Here is a 20364-nt window from a genome sequence, read left to right on the forward strand (position 1 = left end):
CGAATCCATTCACGAGCAAGCCGTTTCGGCGAGACAACGAATAGAGGTAACCATGACCGGACGGGTCGAAGGAAAGGTCGCGTTCATCACCGGCGCGGCGCGCGGCCAAGGCCGCAGCCACGCGGTGCGGCTGGCGCAGGAGGGCGCCGACATCATCGCCGTCGACGTCTGCAAGCAGCTGGACGATGTGCCCTTCCCGATGTCCACGCCCGAGGATCTGGCCACCACCGCCGATCTGGTCAAAGCCGAAGGCAGGCGGGTAGTCACGGCCGAGGTGGACGTGCGCGACTACGCCGCGCTGAAGACCGCCGTGGACAGCGGCGTCGAGCAGCTCGGGCGGCTGGACGTCATCGTCGCGAACGCGGGTATCGGCAACGAGGGCGGGCAACTGCTCGACCTCGAGGAGAATCTGTGGGACGACATGATCGATGTCAACCTCGGCGGGGTATGGAAGACCGTGAAAGCCGGTGCGCCGCATCTCATCGCCGGTGGACGCGGTGGTTCGATCGTGCTCACCAGCTCCGTCGGCGGGCTCAAGGCGTACCCGAACGTGGGGCACTACGTCGCCGCGAAGCACGGCGTCGTCGGTCTCATGCGGACCTTCGCCGTGGAACTGGGCCAGCACTCGATCCGGGTCAACTCGGTGCATCCGACGCACGTGAACACGCCGATGGTGATGAACGAGGGCACCTACAAGCTGTTCCGTCCGGACCTGGAGAACCCGGGCCCGGCCGATCTCGAGCCGATCTGCCGGATGTTCCACACCCTGCCGATACCGTGGGTGGAGCCGGTCGACATCAGCAACGCGGTGCTCTACCTGGCCTCCGACGAATCCCGTTTCGTCACCGGTGTTCCGCTGCCGATCGACGCGGGCAGCATGCTCAAGTAGGCAGCGGCGGTGTCGCACCGGTTCCCTGGCAAGCGTCCGCAGCCGCTCCAGGAGCCGGTGCTCCGCTGTCACCGAAATCCTCAGCTACGCCCGGGGGCGAGAACGCTATGCGATACGGCCTGTGTGTGCCCTGCCTCGGCGAGTTCGCCGAGCCGCGTCAGGTCGCCGACCTGGCCCGGCGTGCCGAGGAGGCGGGGTGGGACGGGTTCTTCGTCTGGGACCACGTGGTGTTCCCCTACGGCGCCGTCGACGTCGCCGACCCCTGGGTGCTGCTCACGCTGGTCGCCGCCGCGACGGAGCGGATCCGTCTCGGCCCGTTGGTGACTCCGGTCGCCCGCCGCCGTCCCGGCACGCTGGCGCGGCAGACGACCTCGGTGGACCGGCTCTGCGGCGGCCGCCTGGTGCTCGGCGCCGGACTCGGCTTCACGCTGGAAGCCGAGTACGGCACCTGGGGCGAACCGGCCGAGCCGCGTGAGGTGGCCGAACGGCTCGACGAAGGGCTGGCTCTGCTCACCGAACTGTGGTCCGGCGAGAAGGTCGACTTCCACGGCGCGCACCTGTCCGCTACCGGCGTCACGTTTCTGCCGACCCCGGTGCAGCGCCCCCGTCCGCCGATCTGGATCGGCTGCAACTGGCCCAACCGGCTGCCGCTGCGGCGTGCCGCCCGCTGGGACGGCATCGCCCCGATGATCGTCGGCTCCGACGGCTCCTTCGGCCCGACCCCGGAAATCGTCACCGAACTGATCGACGCCCTCGCCGAACATCGCGCGGACGCAACTCCTTTCGATGTCGTCATCACCGGGCGCACGCCCGCCGACCGGCCCGGCACGGCCAGTGCCACGGTCGAAGCCATCGCGGCGGCAGGCGCCACCTGGTGGCTGGAGGGCTTTCATCCCGGCCCGGGGGAGTACGTGCAGGCGCTGCGCCGGGTGACGGCGGGCCCGCCGCGCCGGGGCAGGGCCGCTGGGCCGCGGCGCCGCAGAGAGGGAACGAGATGACGCACACCGAGCACGACCGGATCGTCCTGGGCGCCGACGCGATGAGCGCCACGGAGCAGACCTCCGCGCCCGGTGAGTCCTCCGTGACGCGGATGCTCGAGATCTTCGACGTCGCTCCGGTCGGCGCGAACACCTTCACCGGTAGCAGTGACGGCGGACCGCGCAAGGTGGTCGACGGCACCCAGCTACTCGCCCAATCCGTCGTCGCGGTCGCGAAACGACTGCCCGGCAGATCGATTCGGTCGGCGCACGCCGCCTTCGTCCGGGTCGCGGATCCGGACGAGCCCCTGGAGTTCGTCGTCGACGTGACCCACGAGGGGCGTTCGATAGCCGCCGCGTCGGTGGCGGTGAATCAGCACGGGCGGCGCTGCGCATCGGTCTCCGTCCTGGCCGACACGGCGGCGTCGGACGTCATCCGGCATCACGCGCCGCGCCCGCGAGTAGCCGGGCCTGCCGAGTCGATCCAGGCCGATATGCCGATGGCGGGCCGCGAATTGCGCATCGTCGGCGTCGCCGACGTGAACGATCCCGCGGAGGTCGGCCCGCCCGAGTTGTTCGCCTGGCTGCGCTACGAACCGATTCCGGTCCGCGACGATCTCGCCAAAGCCCTGCTCGCCCACTTCACCGGCCACCTGTCGGTGTCGACGACCATGCGCGCGCACGCCGGCGTCGGCACCAGCCAGGCGCACCACACCATCTCCACGGCGGTCATGACCGTCACGGTGAGCTTCCACGAGCCGGCCGGGTGGGACGGCTGGTTGCTGTATTCCCACGAGAGCACGCAGGTGGGCGCGGGCATGTCCTATGTCCGTGGTCAGGTGCACACCGAGGACGGTCGGCTGATCGCCTCGTTCACGCAGGAGGCGATGATCCGCCCGCTGCGCCGGGAACATTCCGCGATCCCCGCGAACGCGCGGCTATAGGACGACGTGGGTCTTTTGGGAAGGAGTCTTCGGATGGGTGAACAGCGGGCGGCCGCGGACGTCGAGGTCTCCGGCTTCGCGGCCAGACCCGACTATCGCGTCGACATCCACCGCCGCCGCAACCTCGTCACGGCCCGTCTCGGTGACCTGCTCGTCGCCGAGACGACCCGGCCCCTGCTCGTCGACGAACAGGATCACGGGCTCGTGTTCTATTTTCCGCGCGAGGACGTGCGGGTCGCGCTTCGGCGCGACGACGCGCGCAGCAGCCGATGCCCCTTCAAAGGGGAGGCGACCTACTGGCGTTTCGACGGCGACGGCGCTGCGGCGTGCTGGAGCTACGACGACCCGGTCGGCCAAGTGGCGCTTCTGCGCGGGCACGTCGCCTTCTATCAGGACAGGGTGCAGGTCTGCGTCGGTGTGGCGACGCCGGCGGTACTCGGCGTGCCCGCCGCGGTCTAGGACGGCGGTACCCTCCTCTACCGCGTCCTCGCTCGCCGTCCACCGTTGCCGCACGAGGGCGCCGACGGCCTGCTCGACGTCCTACTTCTCGGGCTGGCTCGCGACCGAACTGAAAATCGAATTCTCGAATTCGAGAATTTCGCTTCTGGGAGCGGTCCGGGCCGCCTATGCTGAGCGCGTGCCAAACACAGCTACCTACAGGGTCGTCCAGTGGACGACCGGCAACGTCGGGAAGAGTTCGGTGCGGGCGATCGTGGCGAACCCCCTGCTCGAACTGGTCGGCTGCTACGCGTGGTCGCCGGACAAGGTGGGGCGCGATGTGGGCGAGCTGTGCGGTATCGAACCCCTGGGTGTCACCGCCACCGGCGACGTCGACGCGCTGCTGGCGCTGAAGCCGGACTGCGTGGTCTACAACCCGATGTGGATCGACGTGGACGAGCTGGTCCGCATCCTGTCCGCTGGTGTCGATGTCGTCGCGACCGCTTCGTTCATCACCGGCCACAACCAGGGGGAGGGGCGTGAGCGGATCGCCGAGGCATGCCGCCACGGCGGGTCGACCATGTTCGGTTCGGGCATCAGCCCCGGTTACATCAATCTGCTGGCCATCTTGTCGGCGAGCATCTGCGACCGGGTCGACAAGGTGACCGTCAACGAGGCCGCCGACACCACGTTCTACGACTCGCCGGAGACGGAGAAGCCGGTGGGGTTCGGCGGGCCGATCGACGATCCCGGCCTGCCCGCGATGACCGCACGCGGCACCGGGGTGTTCGGCGAGGCCGTGCGGCTGATCGGCGACGCGCTCGGTGTCGAACTCGACGAGGTGCGCTGCGACGCGGAATACGCGCAGACGACAGCCGATCTGGATCTCGGATCGTGGACCATCCCGGCGGGATGTGTGGCCGGCGTGCGTGCGAGCTGGAAAGGGCGGGTCGGAGACCGGACCCTTGTCGAGATCGACGTCCGCTGGCGCAAAGGGCAGACGCTCGAGCCCGATTGGAAGATCGAGCAGGACGGATGGGTCCTGCAGGTCGACGGGCGCCCGACGGTGAAGAACGTCGTCAGCTTCCTGCCGCCGCCGGATTTCCAGGCCGAGACGATCGCCGATTTCATGACCCTCGGGCACATCATGACCGCGATGCCGGTGATCAACGCCATTCCCGTCGTCGTGGCCGCCGACCCCGGCATCGTGACCTACAACGACCTGCCGCTCACGCTGCCGCGCGGCGTCGCGCGGCAGGGCTGAGGCCGTTCAGCCGCCGAAGGTGCGGGCCGTCGCCAGCGTGGTGAGCCGGTTGGCGTTGCCGCTGTCGCGGAGCTCGACCCGGCCGAGGCCCTCGTGCAGCCGGGCCTGCGCGACCACCGGTCCCACCCGCGCACCGAGCAGATAGCGCAGGCCGAGAGAACTGAGAGTGCCGCCAGGGGCGAGTGAGAGCACGGCCTCCTCGGCGGCCAAGGCGATCAGGCCGCCGTTGATGGTGTCCGAGGCGTTCAGCCCCTGCATCGATCGCGGGAGCACCACCGTGCCCGGCGCGACGCGCTCGCAGCGGGCCCGTTCGGCCAGTGGCATCGGCAGCCGCTCGGCGGTGGCGGGCAGTTCGACGCTCAGCTGCGGCGGCAGCTGCACGTCCGGATCCGGCGCCACCATGAAGGAAGCCGCCCCGAAGGCGATCGGCTCGGCCTCGACGCTGAATTCGAACTCGGCCACGAACACCGAGCGGCCCACCTTCACCGTCCGTCCGACGGCGCGGACCTCGCCCGTTCCGGGGGCGGGGCGGTAGAGGCCGACATCGAGTTCCAGCGTGACCGGCACGCGCGGGCCCATCACGAGCGAGGCGAGGAGGCCGGAAACGGTGTCTGCCCAGGTCGCGAGCACAGACGTGCGCAGCACGGTGGTGCCCGGGACGTGCATCTCGGGCGTGATCTCGGCGCGACCGTGCAGTTCCTCGCCCACCCGGCGGGTCGCGAAGCCCAGTTCGCGCAGGATGCGACCGCGTTCCTCCAGGCTGCTCGGCACGATCGTCACGGTTCCTCCTGCTCGGCGCCTGCGGTCCCGGGCTCGGATGTGCTGCCTCGGACACTCTGCGTGGTAATTCCATTCTCGCATGTGAGAATATCAATTCCGAAGATAGCACGTTCAGGTGCGGCCGAGGCCGTTGAGCGCCTTGTCGAGCGCTGTCATCCGGGCTCGGGCGAAGGCGCGTGCGACCGGCGTCCGATGCTCGATCAGGTCGAAGCCGTGGTAGCCGCCGTGCACTTCGTGCACGGTGCACGGGACACCCGCCTTGCGCAGCCGGTCGGCGTAGGCGATGTTCTCGTCGTGGAACAAATCGTTGGTGCCGACGCCGATCCAGGCCGGCGCTGCCGCTGAGAGATCCTCGTAGCGAGCCGGGGCGGCCAACGGCGGTACCGCGTCGGTGGCGGTCCGGCCGAGATAGGCGCGCCATCCCAAGCGGTTGTTCTGCTGGCTCCACATGCGCAGGCTTCGCGGCGCGATGTCGGTGCGTGCCGCGGTCCGGTCGTCGAGCATCGGGTAGGACAGCGCCTGGAATACCGGGCGGACCTCGGCGCGTTCGACGGACAGCAGCGCCAGGGCGGCGGCCAGGCCCCCGCCCGCGCTCTCCCCGGCGATCGCGACGCGTTCGGCGTCGACGTCGGGTTGCCCGGCGAGCCAGCGCAGCGCGGCGTAGCAGTCTTCGAGGGGCGCCGGATACGGATATCGCGGTGCCAGACGGTATTCCACCGATGCGGCGACGGCGCCGAGCCGCCCCGCCACGTGGCGGCAGAAGCGATCACCGAGCGCGGCCGAGCCGATGACGTATCCGCCGCCGTGAATGAACAGCACCGCGGGTGTCGGGTCGCGCGGCCTGCTGCGGCCGGAACACGCGCACGGAAACATGCGCATCGATCTGCGCGATCGTCCCGCCCGAAGGCCGGCTGTTCCCCGCGAGGCGGGTCAGCCGCCTGGAGAGGGCGAGCGTGCGTGGACCGCCAACGGAACGGGGCAGAAAGCGCGCCATGCGTAAGTCGGGGTGAAATGCGTGCTCGGCAGGCATTTATCGATCCTCCGTTCTGTCCGGGCCGGCGACGGTCGAGTCAGCCGACCGCGGCCGAGGCGTGGAAGGCCGCGCCGACGCCGCCGTCGGTTTCGGCTCGGGAGCGCCGCGCTCACAGCTGTGGCATGACCTCGGCGGCGAAAAGCTCCATCGTCGCGGCGGCCTGTTTCGCACCGGTCATGAACACGAAGGACGAGATGCCTTGCTGCGCTCGTTCACTCAGGCGGTCCACCAGCATGGCGGGCGTGCCGATGTAACCGTCGTCGACGCCGAACGCTTCCGCGGCGAAGCGGTGCCGGATTCGCGAGTGCAGTTCAGGGAGGTCACGCTCGTGCGGGGCCACCGCCAGGACGGCCTGGTGCGATCTGCGGATATCGCCCGGATTCCGGCCCTGGCGTGCGCATTCCGTCTCGAGCACCCCGGTGAGCGCCGTCCAGTCGCGCAGCCCATAGGTGGGGACATTCCATACGTCGGCATAGCGAGCGACCAGCGGAATGGTGTATTTCGGCCCCGCGCCTCCGATGTGGATCGGCGGCCGCGGCTGCTGAATCGGTCGCGGCCGGTTGGGCATGTCGCTCACCTGGTAGTGGCGGCCCCGGAATGTCGTGCGCTCCGAGGCGAACATGCGGGTGATGATCTCGAGCGCTTCACCGAGCCGCTCCGATCGCTCCGCGGCCGAGCCCCAGGGCAAGCCCGCCTGCTGGTGCTCCGCTGGGATCGAACCGCTACCGAGCCCGAATTCGAGCCGGCCCCGGGAGATCACATCGAGTGTGGTGGCCATGCGGCCGAGCAGCACGGGGTGCCGGAAGTTGTTGCACAGGACCAAAGCTCCGACACGCAACGTCGTGGTTTCGGTGAGCAGGGCGGTGGCCGTGGTCCAGGCCTCGAGCGCCGGGTGGTCGGGGAGTCCGGGAGCGTAGAGGTGGTCGAACAACCACAGCGTGTCGAAGCCGGTGCGCTCGGCCGTTCGAGCGAGCCCCGACAACGTCTCGTAGTCCGAGACGATCTGGGGAACGTAGATCCCGAACTCCATCCCGCCGGAAGTTCTGACCCTCCCGGGCGGCGTAACCGGACCAGGGCGCGGCAAGTCCGTCGTCACGCGACCACCTCCGAAGGGATCTTTGGCTACAGATCCGGCCTGGCACCGGACATATATGTCCGGTATAGCACTGTCCGGTAGCGGCCGAGGTCGGCCCCGCGTGATCTCGGCTCGCGTCCGCTCTTCGAGCTGGGTCGCTCAAGCGTTCGGAAGGAGGGGGCGCACCGCTGTGGCCTCGGGGCCCCGCTTGCGCATGGTGGCGCGGAAAAGGACGGGTTGGCCCGCCATCAGTGACTTGTAACCGGTGGTCTCGATGCTGGTGTACTCGACGAAGACCGGCACGGGGTGGTCGTCCGGCTGAAGGAATCCGAAGCCCTTCTCGATGTTGAACCAAGTCACCGTGCCGCGGCGCCAGAAATCCGCCGCGGTGCGGTGATCGGTCCCGGGGCGATGAGGCCGGGTCACGCGGCGCTGCGGTGCATAGGATCGGAATGCATGATCCGGTGCCACCAAGCGTCCAGGGGGCTGGGGTCCGGCCAGACAACCGCTGCTTCGGGCAATACTTCGACTGCGTGCTCGGCGGGTGTGAGCAGAGGGTCGCGTACTTCGGTGGATGCCATGATCGGGTTCTCCATCAGGTGTTCCGTAGCTCGAGAGTAGCCTCTGTGCGGCAACGCCTTACGCGTTCCGGTCAGGAGCGGGCCCGGAACTCCGGGCCCGCCCGGTCGGCGCGGCCTGGTCAGGCGTCGATCGCTTTGTGCCCGTTGCCGCGACCGATCTCGATCTTGCGCGGCTTGGCCTTCTCCGCCACGGGAATCGTCAGGCGGAGGACGCCGTCGGTGTAGTCGGCGCGGATATTGTCGGTGTCGAGGTTCTCGCCCAGGAACAGTTGACGGCTGAACACGCCGCGGGAACGTTCCGCGGCGATCATCTCGCGGCCCGCGTCGAGCTCCGGACGACGCGCACGCACGGTCACCACGTTGCGCTCGATGTCCAGGTCCAGGGACTCGGGGTCGATTCCGGGCAGATCGAACTCGACGACGAACTCCTCGCCCGCGCGCCAGGCATCCATCGGCATCACCGCTGGATGTGCCTTCGTGCCGAACACCTGCTGCGTCAGACGGTCCAGATCGCGGAACGGATCGGTGCGCATCAGCATGGTCGCCACCTCCACCTCACTCCATTCTTAGTAGTAGGGGCTAGATAACCTCTGTCATCTAGTACAGATTTTTTATAGCATCGAGAGAAGTTGAGCGCAAGGCGCTAAACTAGGAAATCTGTTGGACGACGCGAAGTGAGGATGGATGGCGCAGGAGAGGGGCGACTCGGGGCATCTGCCGGATCCCGGCCAGGCCGTGTACGGGATCTCGGTGGCGGCTGGACTGGCGGGAATCGGCGTGCAGACGCTCAGACTGTACGAGCGCCACGGGTTGCTGACTCCCGCGCGCAGCGACGGAGGCACCCGCCGCTACAGCGGCGATGATCTGGCCCGCCTGCGGCGGATCACCGACCTGGTCGCCACCGGCGTGAATCTGGCCGGGATCCGCCGCATTCTCGACTTGGAGGATGCCAATGCCGACCTGCACGCCGACAACAACCGGCTGCAAGCCGACAATGTCCGTCTACGGGACGCGCAGGACAGCCCGTCGGAGTTGTAGGTCCGCCGATCACTCCGTGAAGCGTGTGCGCAGATCCACGACCGTGCCGGAATCGCTGGTGATGACGTCGACCTCTGGAATGAGCGCGCGAATCAGCGGCATGCCGCGCCCGCGCATCGAATCGGCTTGCGGATCGGGTTGTTTCCAACGCCCGCTGTCGGCGATGGTCACCCGGAGTTCGTTTCCGCTGATCGAGGCCCGCAAACGGACCACACCCCCGTCCCCGCGATGACCGTGCTCGACGGCATTGGTACACGCCTCACCGACGGCGAGCAGCACATCGTAGGCCGGACCCGCCGCCATTCCGGAGTCGGTGAGCCATTCCTGGAGCGCGTGCCGGACGGTTGCCAATTGCACGGCCTCGGCGGGGAAATCCAACTCCAGCGGCGCCAGGGCGCTGGGTAGCGGGACCCGGTCGCCCGCGCTCACGAGCGCGTACCAGCCGCCGTAGTCGTCGTGCGTCTCTCGCGGCCCGCGCTTCCCGTCGTCGTGCCGTCCCAAGGGCGTCGATGCGCCGTCACCTCGTTACCTCCCTGTCGGGGATCGGTGCGCTGTATCCGCGCCACGCCGAGCACGCGGGCCGTCGTCGGGCTCGGCTGCCGTGTTCGCCGTGCGTGTGCCATGTTCCCCGAAGCTATACCCAGTCGATCAACCGGCATTCACTTCCGTGGTTCCGCTCGTGGCAACCCCGCCCAGCGTAGCGTTCGGCGATCTCGTAAAGCGCTGTGCCGCAGCCCCGACGACGCGGTGCCGGGCCCGGGGACGCTACTGGCTCTGGCGGGGGAGCCGGACCACCTGGACGAAGAAATCGTCGATCTGCTTGATGGCGGCGACGAACTGGTCGAGGTCGACCGGTTTGGTGACGTAGGCGTTGGCGTGCAGCCGGTAGCTGCGCAGTATGTCCTCTTCGGCCGCGGACGTGGTCAGCACCACCACCGGAATGTGCGACAGATCGGGATCGGCCTTGATCTTCTCCAGCACCTGCCTGCCGTCGTACTTGGGCAGGTTGAGGTCGAGCAGGATCAGGTCCGGTTGGGGCGCGTCCGCGTGCGCCCCTTGGCGGTAGAGGAAGTCGAGGGCCTCCTCGCCGTCCCTGGCCACGTGCAGGTTGTTGCCGATCTTGTTGTCCTCGAACGCCTCTCGCGTCATCAGCTCGTCGCCCGGGTCGTCTTCGACGAGCAGGATGTCGATGGGCCGGCCGGGGTTGGTCATGCGGTGACTCCTTCGTGGGCGGGGGCGTCGGCGGTACGGGCGGTGCTGTCGGCATCGGCGGCGCGCAGCGTGAAGCAGAAGCGGGTGCCCGCGGTGTACTCGGTGTCGATCCAGATCCGGCCGCCGTGGTACTCCACGATCTTCTTGCAGACGGCCAGCCCGATGCCGGTTCCGCTGTACTCCTCCCGATTGTGCAGGCGCTGGAAGATGACGAACACCTTCTCGGCGAATTCGGGTGCGATCCCGATGCCGTTGTCGGAGACCGACAGCAGCCAGCCGCTGCCGTGCTCGGCCAGCTCGCAGGCGATCTCGATCTCCGGGCTGCGGTCGGGCTCGCGGAACTTGACGGCGTTGGCGATCAGGTTCTGCCAGAGCATCGTCAGCAGTGTCGGATCACCGATGATCTCGGGAAGCTCGTCGGGGCGCCGGACGAGCGCGCCGGTGTCGTCGATCGCCGAGGAGAGATTGGTCAGCGCCTTGTCCAGGGTCTGGGTGAGGCCGATCGGGACGTTGCGGTCGGTGATCCGGCCCACGCGGGAGAAGGCGAGCAGATCGTTGATCAGCACCTGCATCCGTTTGGCGCCGTCGACGGCGAAGTCGATGTACTGCTTGCCGCGCTCGTCGAGCTGATCGCCGTACCGCTTCTCCAGCAGCTGGCAGAACGCCGCCACCTTGCGCAGCGGCTCCTGCAGATCGTGCGAGGCGACGTAGGCGAACTGCTCCAGCTCGGTATTGGACCGGCGCAGCTCCTCGGCCTGCAGGTCCAGATCGGTCTTCTGCCCGGCGAGCACGGCTTCCTGAGCACGCGAGGAACTCAGCTCGGCGACGATGCGGCGGCGCATGCCCTCCACCGCGTTCGCGACGCTCGCGAGGTCGGCCGGGCCGTGCGCGTCGATGTGATGATCGAAGTCGCCGCCCGCGACCCGCAACGACGCATCCGTCAGAGAGCCGAGCGGGCGGGCGATCAGGCGCCGGACCAGCACGGTCAGCAGCACGCCGGTCAGCAGGAACGCGATGACCATCCCGGCCAGCACCGCGTCCCGGACCGCGCGGGTGTGCGCGAGCTGATCTTCGTCACGCGTGATGGCCGCCGCGAGGCTGTCGTTCTGGATTTCGAAGCGCGCGCGCAGTTCGTCGAACAGCGGTTTGCCGCGGCTGGGGGCGGCGGGATCGATGCCACGGGCCGAGCCGGAGGCCAACGCCGCGACCAGCGGCTCGGCGTACTCGGTGCGCCACCGCCGCGCGGCGGAGTCCACGGCGTCGAGCTCGTCCAGCAGGGGTTGCCGGTCGGCGAGCAACTCCCGCAGGCGGGCGACCGACTGGGACTCCTCACGGGTACCGTCCCGGTAGGGCTGCAGGAACTGCGGGTCGGCGGTGATCCCGTAGCCGCGCAGACCGGTCTCCTGATCCACCAGTGCGTTCTGCAACCGGTAGGCCTCCGTCGCCGCGGGCATGGACTTGTCCAGCAGCCGATCGGTCACCCGGTTGGTCTGGGCGATCACCTGGGCGCCCGCAACGGTGCCGATGATCACCACCAGCACCATCGCGGCCAACACCAGCTGGAACCAGGCCTGGGCGGTCAACCGCGCGCTCAGGGGCGTCCGGCCGGTCTCGGTGGTCATTGCTTTTCGTCCTCTTCTCGAGCGTCGCGGTTCCACCCCAGATACAGGATCGCGACATCGTCGTCCAAACCACCCGACGCGCTCGCCAGCGACTCGACCCGTCCGATCAGCTCGTCGACGAACCAGTCGGGATCGGCGGCTCGGACGGCGCGCGCGACCTCCATCAGGCCCTGCTCGCCGAGTCGTTCCTGGTCCGTGCCGACTCGCCCCTCGAACAGCCCGTCGGTGAACACCATGAGCCCGGAGCCCAGCGGCAGGTCGAGGTCGTGGACGGGCCACTCGGCGCGTCCGGGAAGGAAGCCGAGCGCGGGCCCGCCGGGGACCTCCACCCAGGTCAGTTCGGTGGCCGAGCGCAACAGCATCCCGGGGTGCCCGGCGCGCAACACCTGCGCGCGTCTCCGGCCGGGATGCAACCTCAGGCTGGTGACCGTCGCGAAGGTCTGCCTGCGGGTGCGCTCGGCCAGGAGGACCTGTTCGAGCAGCCGCAGCTGCCGGTCGCCGGTCACCCCGCTCAGCACCAGGGTGCGCCAGGCCAGGCGCAACGCCACACCGGTAGCCGCCTCGTCCGGCCCGTGTCCGGAGACGTCACCGATGACGGCGTGCACGGTGCCGTCCGCGTCCTGCACCACGTCGTAGAAATCGCCGCCCAGCAGTGAATGCGCCCGGCCGGGACGGTAGCGCGCCACCACGTCGACTACGCGCTGTTCGCGCAGCAGTGGGGTGGGCAGCAGGCCGCGTTCCAGCCGCGCGTTCTCCTGTGCCCGCATGTTGCTCGCCTGCAACGCCGCGCTGGTGCGCTCGGCCTGCTTGCGCTGTATCGCGTAGCGCACCGCGCGCCCGAACAGTTCGGGCTCGACCCGCCCTTTGACCAGGTAGTCCTGAGCTCCCGCCGCGACCGCGGCCAAACCGGTGTGCTCCTGGTCGAGGCCGGTCATCACTACGATCGCGACCTGATCGGTGTGCTGGCGGATGCGCTCCACCGCCTCCAGCCCTTGGGCATCGGGGAGGTGCAGGTCCAGCAGTACGCAATCGGGTTCCGCCGCAGCCAGATGCTCGGCGGCCTCCGCCAGCGACCGCACCCAGTGCAGCCGCAGGCCCGGAGCGCCGTCCAGGACCAGTTCCTCCACCAGCAGTGCGTCCCCGGGATCGTCCTCGATCAGCAGCACCGAAGGTTGCTGCCACGGCCAATCGGCGTTCACGATCACCTCGGGATCGTCGTCCGTCCCGTCACGCCGCACGGGGACCACCGGTCGCGGGTCCAGTCGTGGCGGAGCGAATGGCAGCACTACTGCCGACGTCGGCCGACACCGACAACCCGGTCTCCGATCACCCAGGGGCGGCACGAGCGCACGCCGACTGTCTCAGCGGCCGTTTGCTGGACCGAGAGCCAGCCAAGATCGTATCGGATCTTTTATCCGATCGAGACATGAGGCGTTGACCTGCGTGGAAGGGAAGGACGGCGAACGGTGCCGCCGAGAATCAGACCGAGGTGCCCGTGAGCCGCGCGGTGTCCCGCACGTCCTCCCGCGCCGCGGCGGCGCGGCGCGGGGAGCGAAGTTCCGCCAAGCTGCGTGCGACGACCGTGGCATGGACCGCGATCACGGCAAGGGAAGCCGAGCCGATCACAGCAAGAAGCACAACCACGACAGATACCGGTCCTTTCGGGTGCGAGCGGGCCTGCTGCCCACTCGATCGGGTGCCGAGTTCGCATCCGCCGATCCCGGCGGCCGCGCGCTCCGTACTCCAACGTGCCCCGGCGTCTCCGGACCAAACCCATGATTCCGGTGCCGCGAACAGTTGCTGGGATCACGCGAGGACGACCTCGGCCGTCGCGCGACCGAAGATCCTGCGTCCGTCGTGCTCGGCGGTGATCGCGAGGGTGGCGGTGCGTGTCCGCGCATCCAGGTGTTTCACCCGGCCCGAGAATTCGATGCTGCCGCCGGTCACGCCTACGTGGACGGGATTGGTCAGGCGCACGTTGTAGGAGCGCAGGCCGACGGGGTCGCCCAGCCACGACGTGATCAAGTCCACACTGAGACCGATAGTGTACATGCCCTGGGCGACAACGGTTTCCAGCCCCATCCGCGCGGCCGTCTCGGTACTCCAATGGATGGGATTGGGGTCGCCGGCGACTCCGGCGTAGTTGACCAGGTCGCCCCGGCTCACCGTGAGGGTGCGCGGGGGAAGCTCCGCCCCGGGAGCCACCGCGTCGAACCGGAGCAGCCGCTTGCCCGCCGGTGCGGTGCGCGCCGCGCTCACCGGCTCGGTGTCGTTTCCCACGTATCGCGGCTGCGGCGCCCGGCGAGCCCGCTGTGCTTCCGGGCGCGCGCCGTGCATCACTACCGCGTCGAACCACGGCGGAAGAGCCTCGTCGGACCGTCCGACCAAACTGGTCCGAGAGGTGAGGACGGGCTGATCGTCCTGGTCCAGCATGGTCTGGCGCAAACCGATGAGATCGCCGCCGAACGCGTGCCGGAACGAGTCCAGGCACATCTCGAAGCCGATCCGGTCACCGGCCAGGAGCGGGCGGTGGAATTCGATCATCTGATCGGTTTGAATGGTCCGGCTCAGGTCGTAGCCGGGCAGGATCGTGTCGAACACTTCGGCGTAGGCCAGGTAGCCGGGCACCGCCCCGAAGGTCGGGGGAGCGAGCAGGCCGTCGTAGCCGAGGTCTGCGGCGGCGTCCTCCGACCAGTGCGCGGGATGATGATTGCGCACCGCGCGGGCGTACTCGCGGATCTTCTCGCGACCGACCTCATAGTGATCGCCGCTGCGATACCGGCGCCCGACCATCGAGGCGGGAACCGCGGGATCGGTCACTTCGTTCGCACCCGATGGGGCAGGGATTCTGGACATCGCGGGGGAATCTACCCAACCGAGGCCGGAATTCCGGTCACCCCGCAACGCACGCCGTTTCGCGCCCGACGGCCTCGGCGAACAGGTCGCGTCCGCCCGCCGCTCGAACTGGCGCTGCCCCGGTCAACGGCAGTTTGAGGAGCGGGCCCCTGGGAAGTCGATCGACAGAACCGACGGAACGGCCATCGCGGCATTCGGTCGGCGAGGGCTGCGGCAGTCCGGCTCCAAGAGCCGACCGGCATCAGCGTCCCGCCGACCCCTGAACCATCGCCGCCACGCACCGCGGTACCGCGCCGCCCGTCCCGACGATTGGCCGCCGGGCTTTCGCCCGTGCTCGGAGGAGAGGAGAGAAATGCCTGTTCCGAACTACACCACCGACGACGCCGGAATCCCGGTTCCCAGCGACGAGCATTCGCTGACCGTCGGGCCGGATGGACCGATCCTGCTGCAGGACTGGTATCTCATCGAGAAGATGGCGGCGTTCAACCGCGAACGGGTGCCAGAGCGTCAGCCGCACGCGAAGGGCGGCGGCGCGTTCGGCGTCTTCGAGGTCACCCACGACGTGAGCGCGTACACGATGGCCGACGTGTTCCAGCCGGGCAAGAAGACCGAGATGCTGGCCCGGTTCTCCACCGTGGCGGGCGAGCGCGGCAGCCCGGACACCTGGCGGGATCCGCGCGGGTTCGCCCTGAAGTTCTATACCGAGCAGGGCAATTTCGACATGGTCGCCAACAACACGCCGATCTTCTTCGTCCGCGACCCGATGAAGTTCCAGGATTTCATCCGTTCCCAGAAGCGCCGCGCCGACAACAATCTGCGCGACCACGACATGCAGTGGGACTTCTGGACGCTCTCGCCCGAATCCGCCCACCAGGTGACCTGGTTGATGGGTGACCGCGGCATCCCACGTACCTGGCGGCACATGAACGGCTATTCCAGTCACACCTATATGTGGGTGAACGCCGCCGGGGAACGCTTCTGGGTCAAGTACCACTTCAAGACCGATCAGGGCATCGAGTTCTTCACCCAGCACGAAGGCGATCAGATGGCCTCGATGGACACCGACTACCACACGCGCGACCTGTGGGAGTCGATCGAAGGCGGCAACTATCCGAGCTGGACGCTGAAGATGCAGATCATGCCGTTCGACGAGGCGAAGACCTACCGGTTCAACCCCTTCGACCTCACGAAGGTCTGGCCGCACCGCGACTATCCGCTGATCGACGTCGGCAGGATGACGCTCAACCGCAATCCGGCGGACTACCACACCGAGATCGAGCAGGCGGCGTTCGAGCCGAGCAATTCGGTGCCGGGCACCGGTCCGAGCCCGGACAAGATGCTGATGGCCCGCTGGTTCTCCTACCCCGACGCCCACCGGTACCGCATCGGCGCCAATTACAAGGAGGTGCCGGTCAATACGCCGCACGCCACCACCGTCCGTTCCTACAGCAAGGACGGCGCGCTGCGCCACCACAACCCGGGCGACCCGGTCTATGTGCCGAACTCGAAGGGCGGCCCGCACGCCGATCCCGCCGCCGCGGGCCCGCCCGCGACCTGGTACGCCGACGGCGAGCTCGTGCGCTCGGCGTACACCCTGCACCGCGACGACGACGATTGGGGTCAAGCCGGGACCATGGTCCGCGACGTGCTCGACGACGCGGCGCGCGAGCGGCTGGTGGACAACATTGTCGGACACCTGCTCAACGGTGTCTCCGCGCCCGTGCTGGAGCGAGCGTTCGAGTACTGGCGCAACGTCGACAAGGATCTCGGCGACCGGGTCGAGTCCGGGGTGCGCGCGAAGCAGGACGAACGCGACCCGAAGGCGGCCGCCCAGGCCAATCCGGCTCGCTCGTCGGCGCAGGCCAAAGCCTGATCGACGCCTCCGTCGAGCGTGACGGCGGTCGCTTCGGCGTGCCCGCTTGCCGCCCGGCCCGGCGAGCGGGCACGCCCGTGTGACGTGGCAAGACGGTTTGTGATCGCTTCGTTATCGCCCGTGCGTGTGTCTCGTTCGGGCGTTCCGGTTTCCTGCGGAAGCATGACTGCCGGATCCAGTGGACCGACAGCACCGTGGTGTATCGAATCATTTCGAGGCTCGGTGACGTCCCTGTGGCACCCCATGGGTCGCGCCGGGCCTGCCGACGGAGATCGGAGGACCGCGCCATGGCGTTCGACGCCGATATTCGATCTGATCGACGCTCGCACCGAAGTTCGTGGCGGGCCGTCGCGGCGGGCGCTGTCGCCCTGGCCGTCGCGGCAGCGCTCGGCGCCGCGCCCGCGAGCGCGCACCCCGCGTCGAGCGGGGCACCCGATAGTCCGGCGGAGGTACCCATACCCGGTGGATTCCCGGGCTTCTCCGGAATCCTGCGATTCCTTCCGCCCGCGCCGCCCCAGCCGCAAATGCCGCTCGGCCGACTGATTCCCGATCACGGCCCACGAACCGCTCCGACGGCATAGCGATAGGCGTCCCGCGATCGCGGCCTTGCCTGCGACGTCGACCATCGGCGCCGGTCATGAAACGTTGTGGTCACCATGTCTTCGCGCTACCCACAACGCGCGCCGGGCAACTCGGTTCGACGAGTTCGGCTCGGGCGGCCGCCATCGCTTCGGGACCACTTGGCCGTTGATCAGGCCGTATCGCCGCTGCGGCTGCAGCACGGCGATCCGAGAGGGGTAGTTCTTCGGCACGGCGCGGATCGCGAGGCCGATCGCGCAGCCGACCACGATGGCGAACGCCGCCCATCCCGAACCGGAGACCACGGTAAGGGGGCCCCAGTCGCCGAGATACCGCGGCGGAACCATCGTCCAGTCGAAGGACTCGGTACGAATCGGCGCCACGGTGGACGGCCGCCACAGGACCGCGATCGCCAGGATGCTGCCCGCGGTTCGCGGCCGGATGAAGGCCGCGCAGTATCCCGCGGCGCAGGCGAGCGCGGCCGTGGTGAAGTTGCGCACGCCATCTGCCGGAGCGATGGCGGCGAGTAGCGCGACAGCCGCGAGCAGCCCCGCACCGACCAGCGGATTCGGTAAACGGATTCGAGCAGGCGGCTTCCCCGACCGGGTTCCGGACGGCCGATTCCACCTTCGGATTCCGGCCAGGTAACCCAGCACGATCAGCCCCAGCAGCAGGGGCACGCTCCATGCCGGTCGCGGCCCGTTGCCCACCGCGCTGCCGGTGGCGCTGAGCGCGACCGCGAGATAGACCGCGATCCCGTCCCGGCGCGGCAGCAGCCATGCCGCGACGGTCGCGGCCAGCAGGGTGCACAGTGCCGTCACGAGTAGCTCGACGCCGCCGTCACCGTGGCGGAAGCGCCACTGCACGACGGCCAGTTCCGTCATCACCAGCACGATCGCGGCGATCACCGGACTGAGCGGCAGCTCCGGGTAGATCGGTGCCGGCGTGAACCGTTCTCGCGTGACCAGCTGACACGCCAGGATCAGCACGACCACCGCCGCGAGCAACCAGAGGGGCTGCGTTCCGAATACCGACCACACGTGCGGTTCGGACGTCGCGCGATGCGGATTCCCCAGCAGGCCCGAGGCCTGCGAGAGCGTGATGACGACGAAACCGCCCACGCCGCCCAGCACGAAACCGGTCGCGGGAATGCGGCGGCCGAGCACCGCCACGCCCGTCGCGCCGAGCAGGATTCCACTGCCGATCGCGTCGAGGTATGCCGCGGTCGTCAAGATATCCGGTGAGGCGCTGTGCGCTTCGATGGTGTAGGTGATCAACAGCAGCAGTGTGGCCCCCAGCGCGATCCACCACGCGGTGCGCGAGCGGGCCAGACTGACCGCCACCACGGCCGTGACCGCCGCGACCAGCACCCCGATCGTCGCCTCCCGGGGCACGCTGAGGACCAGTCGGTTGACCTGGTAGGGCGTGCAAAGGCAGGTCCGGTCGTAGCTGACCGGCACGACCAGCAGCAGCCCGGCCACCGCGGTAGCCAGGAACGCCGTTCCGCCCTCGAGCGCTTCACTCCGTCGGGCCACGTCACAGTCGTACCCAGCGAGGACGAACCGAACATCGCGCCCGCGCCCATGCTCTACCGGCCGCAGCGGGACAGCTCGACGCCGAGGGCAAGACCCCGGAACACATGCGGCGATTCCGCATCCAAGGGCGTCCGTGGGAGCTGCGCGGGCGCCCGGCGACGCGGACACGCTGCCGGTGCTGATGGACGGTCCGGTCGAGCGCGGTAGTTACCCGGAGGGCTCCGCCGTGAACCTTTGGGTGCCGGTCACCCGCAACACCTCCAGCGCCGAGGCTTCCCGGCTCCCGGGCGCCGCCGAGTAGACCACGACGGCTTGGTCGGTGTCCGGGACCAGCAAGGTGTCGCAGTCCAGCCGCAGGGATCCGAAATCTGGGTGGTCGATCGTCTTGGTCGCACTGCGCCACTGCCCGGACCGTCGCGCGGTCCACAACTGCTCGAATCGTGGACTGCGCGAACGGAGTTCGGAGACCAAGCGCAGGAGGCCGGGATCATCCGGGTAGCGTGCGCGGGCGCTGCGCAGGCCGGCGACCGAGAAGGACGCGGCGTTGTCCGCTTCGGCGGGCGACATGGCGACCCGGCCCGGCTCGGTGCCGAGGAAACGCTGCCAGATGATGTTGCGCTGGGCGGGCGGCCATGCGGAGAAATCGCCCAGCAGCGCGGCCGCCATCGGATTCCACGCCAGCACATCGGCTTTCGCCGACAGCACCAGCGCGGGCAGGTCCGCCATCCGGTCCAGCAGACGTAAGACGCTCGGCCGCACCACCATATCGATGCGGCCCTGCTGCGGGGGAGCCGCGCCCGCGAACTGGAACAGCAAGGCGCGATCTTCGTCGTTGAGCCGCAGCGCGCGGGCGAGCGCGGCCAGCACCGAGCTGGACGGACGGGGCCCGCGCCCCTGCTCCAAGCGCACGACGTAGTCGACGCTGACCCCGGCCAGCTGGGCGACCTCTTCGCGGCGCAGCCCCGGCACCTGTCTGCGCGGCCCCGCGGGCAGGCCGACATCGCCCGGACGCACTCGGTCGCGTGCCAGTTTGAGCAACGCGGCCAGCTCGGTTCGATCCACATCTCGATAATGCCGCAGGCGGTCGTCGCCGGGCCGGGATCGCTGCTCCCAGGCGCTGACGGCCCTGGTGCCCCGATGCCGGGCACACCTGGCCGGCCGGCGTACCGGCTGACCAGGTTACTGCGGCGCGAACTGCTGTTGGGGAGCGTGGGTTGCCCGGGTCAGCGCTGCTGCCAGTACGCGTTGGGGGTGTGGGTGGGCTGCGGCGAGTGGAAGTTGGGCGCACCGGGCGCGGGCTGCTGCGGCCATGGGGCATCAGGTGCTCCGGCGGTGGGTTGTTGCTGCCATTGGGGGATGGGTGCGCCGGGGGCGGGCTGCTGCCGGTGCGCGTTGGGGCCGCCGGGGGCCGAGTGGCCGGGACTCATCGTCTCGGCGTTGGCGCGGGCGACCAAGCCGGGGACCTGAGGTGCGGCGATCGGTGACGATGCGCCGCACCAGGTGCATTCCAGGTAGTGCTTGGTGCTCAGTGGGAGGAGCGGGATGAAGAACAGCGTGAACTTGGTGACGAGTTTGCGCAGCGCGTGTGCGGCGGGATTGCCGCAGCGGCCGCAGACCGCAGTGATCATGACGAGCGTGTGGATACGCCTCTGCCAGCCGAATATCAGC

At 68.9% G+C, this 20364-nt stretch carries 21 protein-coding genes; 7 read left to right on the forward strand and 14 right to left on the reverse strand.

The features are described from left to right. The first annotated feature begins 52 nt into the window (after positions 1-52). From LTT66_RS27965 to LTT66_RS27985, 5 genes are all read left to right on the forward strand, one after another. The gene (locus LTT66_RS27965) at positions 53-889 is read left to right on the forward strand and encodes a mycofactocin-coupled SDR family oxidoreductase (protein WP_233061502.1); all 837 of its coding nucleotides are present in this window, start codon (positions 53-55) and stop codon (positions 887-889) included. A gap of 107 nt (positions 890-996) precedes the next feature. Next, the gene (locus tag LTT66_RS27970) at positions 997-1887 is read left to right on the forward strand and encodes an LLM class flavin-dependent oxidoreductase (protein ID WP_233061504.1); all 891 of its coding nucleotides are present in this window, start codon (positions 997-999) and stop codon (positions 1885-1887) included. Positions 1888-1928: 41 nt separating this feature from the next. Further along, positions 1929-2810: an acyl-CoA thioesterase gene (locus LTT66_RS27975; RefSeq protein ID WP_233069423.1), complete on the forward strand. Its 882-nt coding sequence runs from the start codon at positions 1929-1931 to the stop codon at positions 2808-2810. Positions 2811-2843: 33 nt separating this feature from the next. Continuing rightward, positions 2844-3269, forward strand: coding sequence for a DUF427 domain-containing protein (locus LTT66_RS27980; RefSeq protein WP_233061506.1), 426 nt, complete (start codon positions 2844-2846; stop codon positions 3267-3269). 178 nt (positions 3270-3447) lie between these two features. After that, complete coding sequence (locus tag LTT66_RS27985; RefSeq protein ID WP_233061507.1) at positions 3448-4512, forward strand: NAD(P)H-dependent amine dehydrogenase family protein; 1065 nt, start codon at positions 3448-3450, stop codon at positions 4510-4512. 6 nt (positions 4513-4518) lie between these two features. Here the strand turns inward: LTT66_RS27985 and LTT66_RS27990 are convergent, their stop codons facing one another. The 5 genes from LTT66_RS27990 to LTT66_RS28010 form a co-directional block, all read right to left on the reverse strand. Further along, positions 4519-5292: a PaaI family thioesterase gene (locus LTT66_RS27990; protein WP_233061509.1), complete on the reverse strand. Its 774-nt coding sequence runs from the start codon at positions 5290-5292 to the stop codon at positions 4519-4521. A gap of 111 nt (positions 5293-5403) precedes the next feature. After that, positions 5404-6171, reverse strand: a complete 768-nt coding sequence (locus tag LTT66_RS27995; protein ID WP_332909643.1) for an alpha/beta hydrolase — start codon at positions 6169-6171, stop codon at positions 5404-5406. 263 nt (positions 6172-6434) lie between these two features. After that, on the reverse strand, positions 6435-7355 hold the full coding sequence (locus tag LTT66_RS28000; RefSeq protein WP_233061511.1) for an LLM class flavin-dependent oxidoreductase: 921 nt from the start codon (positions 7353-7355) through the stop codon (positions 6435-6437). A 204-nt stretch (positions 7356-7559) separates the two neighbouring features. After that, entirely contained in the window at positions 7560-7826 is a 267-nt protein-coding gene (locus LTT66_RS28005) for a cold shock domain-containing protein (RefSeq protein WP_269821975.1), read from the reverse strand. 274 nt (positions 7827-8100) lie between these two features. Next, positions 8101-8520, reverse strand: a complete 420-nt coding sequence (locus tag LTT66_RS28010; RefSeq protein WP_181724646.1) for an Hsp20/alpha crystallin family protein — start codon at positions 8518-8520, stop codon at positions 8101-8103. A 145-nt stretch (positions 8521-8665) separates the two neighbouring features. Here LTT66_RS28010 and LTT66_RS28015 point away from each other — a divergent pair, with 145 nt between their 5' ends. Then, positions 8666-9019 carry a MerR family transcriptional regulator gene (locus LTT66_RS28015; protein ID WP_181724647.1) on the forward strand — a complete coding sequence of 118 codons (354 nt, stop codon included), beginning with the start codon at positions 8666-8668 and terminating at the stop codon, positions 9017-9019. A 9-nt stretch (positions 9020-9028) separates the two neighbouring features. Here the strand turns inward: LTT66_RS28015 and LTT66_RS28020 are convergent, their stop codons facing one another. The 6 genes from LTT66_RS28020 to LTT66_RS28045 form a co-directional block, all read right to left on the reverse strand. Beyond that, positions 9029-9520, reverse strand: coding sequence for an ATP-binding protein (locus LTT66_RS28020; protein WP_233061512.1), 492 nt, complete (start codon positions 9518-9520; stop codon positions 9029-9031). Between the two features lie 264 nt (positions 9521-9784). Further along, on the reverse strand, positions 9785-10231 hold the full coding sequence (locus tag LTT66_RS28025; RefSeq protein WP_043691385.1) for a response regulator: 447 nt from the start codon (positions 10229-10231) through the stop codon (positions 9785-9787). Then, a complete protein-coding gene (locus LTT66_RS28030; RefSeq protein WP_233061514.1) occupies positions 10228-11853 on the reverse strand; it encodes a sensor histidine kinase in 1626 nt (541 codons plus the stop codon). Before LTT66_RS28030 ends, LTT66_RS28025 begins: the two co-directional genes overlap by 4 nt. Next, positions 11850-13091, reverse strand: coding sequence for a PP2C family protein-serine/threonine phosphatase (locus LTT66_RS28035; RefSeq protein WP_408638681.1), 1242 nt, complete (start codon positions 13089-13091; stop codon positions 11850-11852). The genes LTT66_RS28030 and LTT66_RS28035 overlap by 4 nt, the downstream gene beginning before the upstream one ends. A gap of 241 nt (positions 13092-13332) precedes the next feature. Continuing rightward, entirely contained in the window at positions 13333-13497 is a 165-nt protein-coding gene (locus LTT66_RS28040; protein WP_233061516.1) for a hypothetical protein, read from the reverse strand. A gap of 162 nt (positions 13498-13659) precedes the next feature. Continuing rightward, complete coding sequence (locus LTT66_RS28045) at positions 13660-14709, reverse strand: fused (3R)-hydroxyacyl-ACP dehydratase subunits HadA/HadB (protein ID WP_233061518.1); 1050 nt, start codon at positions 14707-14709, stop codon at positions 13660-13662. A gap of 352 nt (positions 14710-15061) precedes the next feature. Between LTT66_RS28045 and LTT66_RS28050 the strand changes: the two genes are divergently transcribed. Then, entirely contained in the window at positions 15062-16582 is a 1521-nt protein-coding gene (locus LTT66_RS28050; protein WP_233061519.1) for a catalase, read from the forward strand. A gap of 635 nt (positions 16583-17217) precedes the next feature. Here LTT66_RS28050 and LTT66_RS28055 read toward each other — a convergent pair. The 3 genes from LTT66_RS28055 to LTT66_RS28065 form a co-directional block, all read right to left on the reverse strand. After that, positions 17218-18696, reverse strand: coding sequence for a hypothetical protein (locus LTT66_RS28055; RefSeq protein ID WP_233061521.1), 1479 nt, complete (start codon positions 18694-18696; stop codon positions 17218-17220). 207 nt (positions 18697-18903) lie between these two features. Beyond that, on the reverse strand, positions 18904-19758 hold the full coding sequence (locus LTT66_RS28060) for a helix-turn-helix transcriptional regulator (protein ID WP_233061523.1): 855 nt from the start codon (positions 19756-19758) through the stop codon (positions 18904-18906). Between the two features lie 161 nt (positions 19759-19919). Then, the gene (locus LTT66_RS28065; RefSeq protein ID WP_233061525.1) at positions 19920-20324 is read right to left on the reverse strand and encodes a zinc ribbon domain-containing protein; all 405 of its coding nucleotides are present in this window, start codon (positions 20322-20324) and stop codon (positions 19920-19922) included. Positions 20325-20364: the final 40 nt, after the last annotated feature.

This window comes from Nocardia gipuzkoensis (assembly GCF_021183645.1).
GTDB lineage: Bacteria > Actinomycetota > Actinomycetes > Mycobacteriales > Mycobacteriaceae > Nocardia > Nocardia abscessus.

Bases quoted from the DNA above. Each gene is read 5' to 3' on its own strand.
- LTT66_RS27965 (WP_233061502.1), top strand. From the start codon at position 53: ATGACCGGACGGGTCGAAGGAAAGGTCGCGTTCATCACCGGCGCGGCG.
- LTT66_RS27970 (WP_233061504.1), top strand. From the start codon at position 997: ATGCGATACGGCCTGTGTGTGCCCTGCCTCGGCGAGTTCGCCGAGCCG.
- LTT66_RS27975 (WP_233069423.1), top strand. From the start codon at position 1,929: ATGAGCGCCACGGAGCAGACCTCCGCGCCCGGTGAGTCCTCCGTGACG.
- LTT66_RS27980 (WP_233061506.1), top strand. From the start codon at position 2,844: ATGGGTGAACAGCGGGCGGCCGCGGACGTCGAGGTCTCCGGCTTCGCG.
- LTT66_RS27995 (WP_332909643.1), bottom strand. From the start codon at position 6,171: ATGCGCATGTTTCCGTGCGCGTGTTCCGGCCGCAGCAGGCCGCGCGAC.
- LTT66_RS28000 (WP_233061511.1), bottom strand. From the start codon at position 7,355: ATGGAGTTCGGGATCTACGTTCCCCAGATCGTCTCGGACTACGAGACG.
- LTT66_RS28010 (WP_181724646.1), bottom strand. From the start codon at position 8,520: ATGCTGATGCGCACCGATCCGTTCCGCGATCTGGACCGTCTGACGCAG.
- LTT66_RS28015 (WP_181724647.1), top strand. From the start codon at position 8,666: ATGGCGCAGGAGAGGGGCGACTCGGGGCATCTGCCGGATCCCGGCCAG.
- LTT66_RS28025 (WP_043691385.1), bottom strand. From the start codon at position 10,231: ATGACCAACCCCGGCCGGCCCATCGACATCCTGCTCGTCGAAGACGAC.
- LTT66_RS28030 (WP_233061514.1), bottom strand. From the start codon at position 11,853: ATGACCACCGAGACCGGCCGGACGCCCCTGAGCGCGCGGTTGACCGCC.
- LTT66_RS28045 (WP_233061518.1), bottom strand. From the start codon at position 14,709: ATGTCCAGAATCCCTGCCCCATCGGGTGCGAACGAAGTGACCGATCCC.
- LTT66_RS28050 (WP_233061519.1), top strand. From the start codon at position 15,062: ATGCCTGTTCCGAACTACACCACCGACGACGCCGGAATCCCGGTTCCC.
- LTT66_RS28065 (WP_233061525.1), bottom strand. From the start codon at position 20,324: ATGATCACTGCGGTCTGCGGCCGCTGCGGCAATCCCGCCGCACACGCG.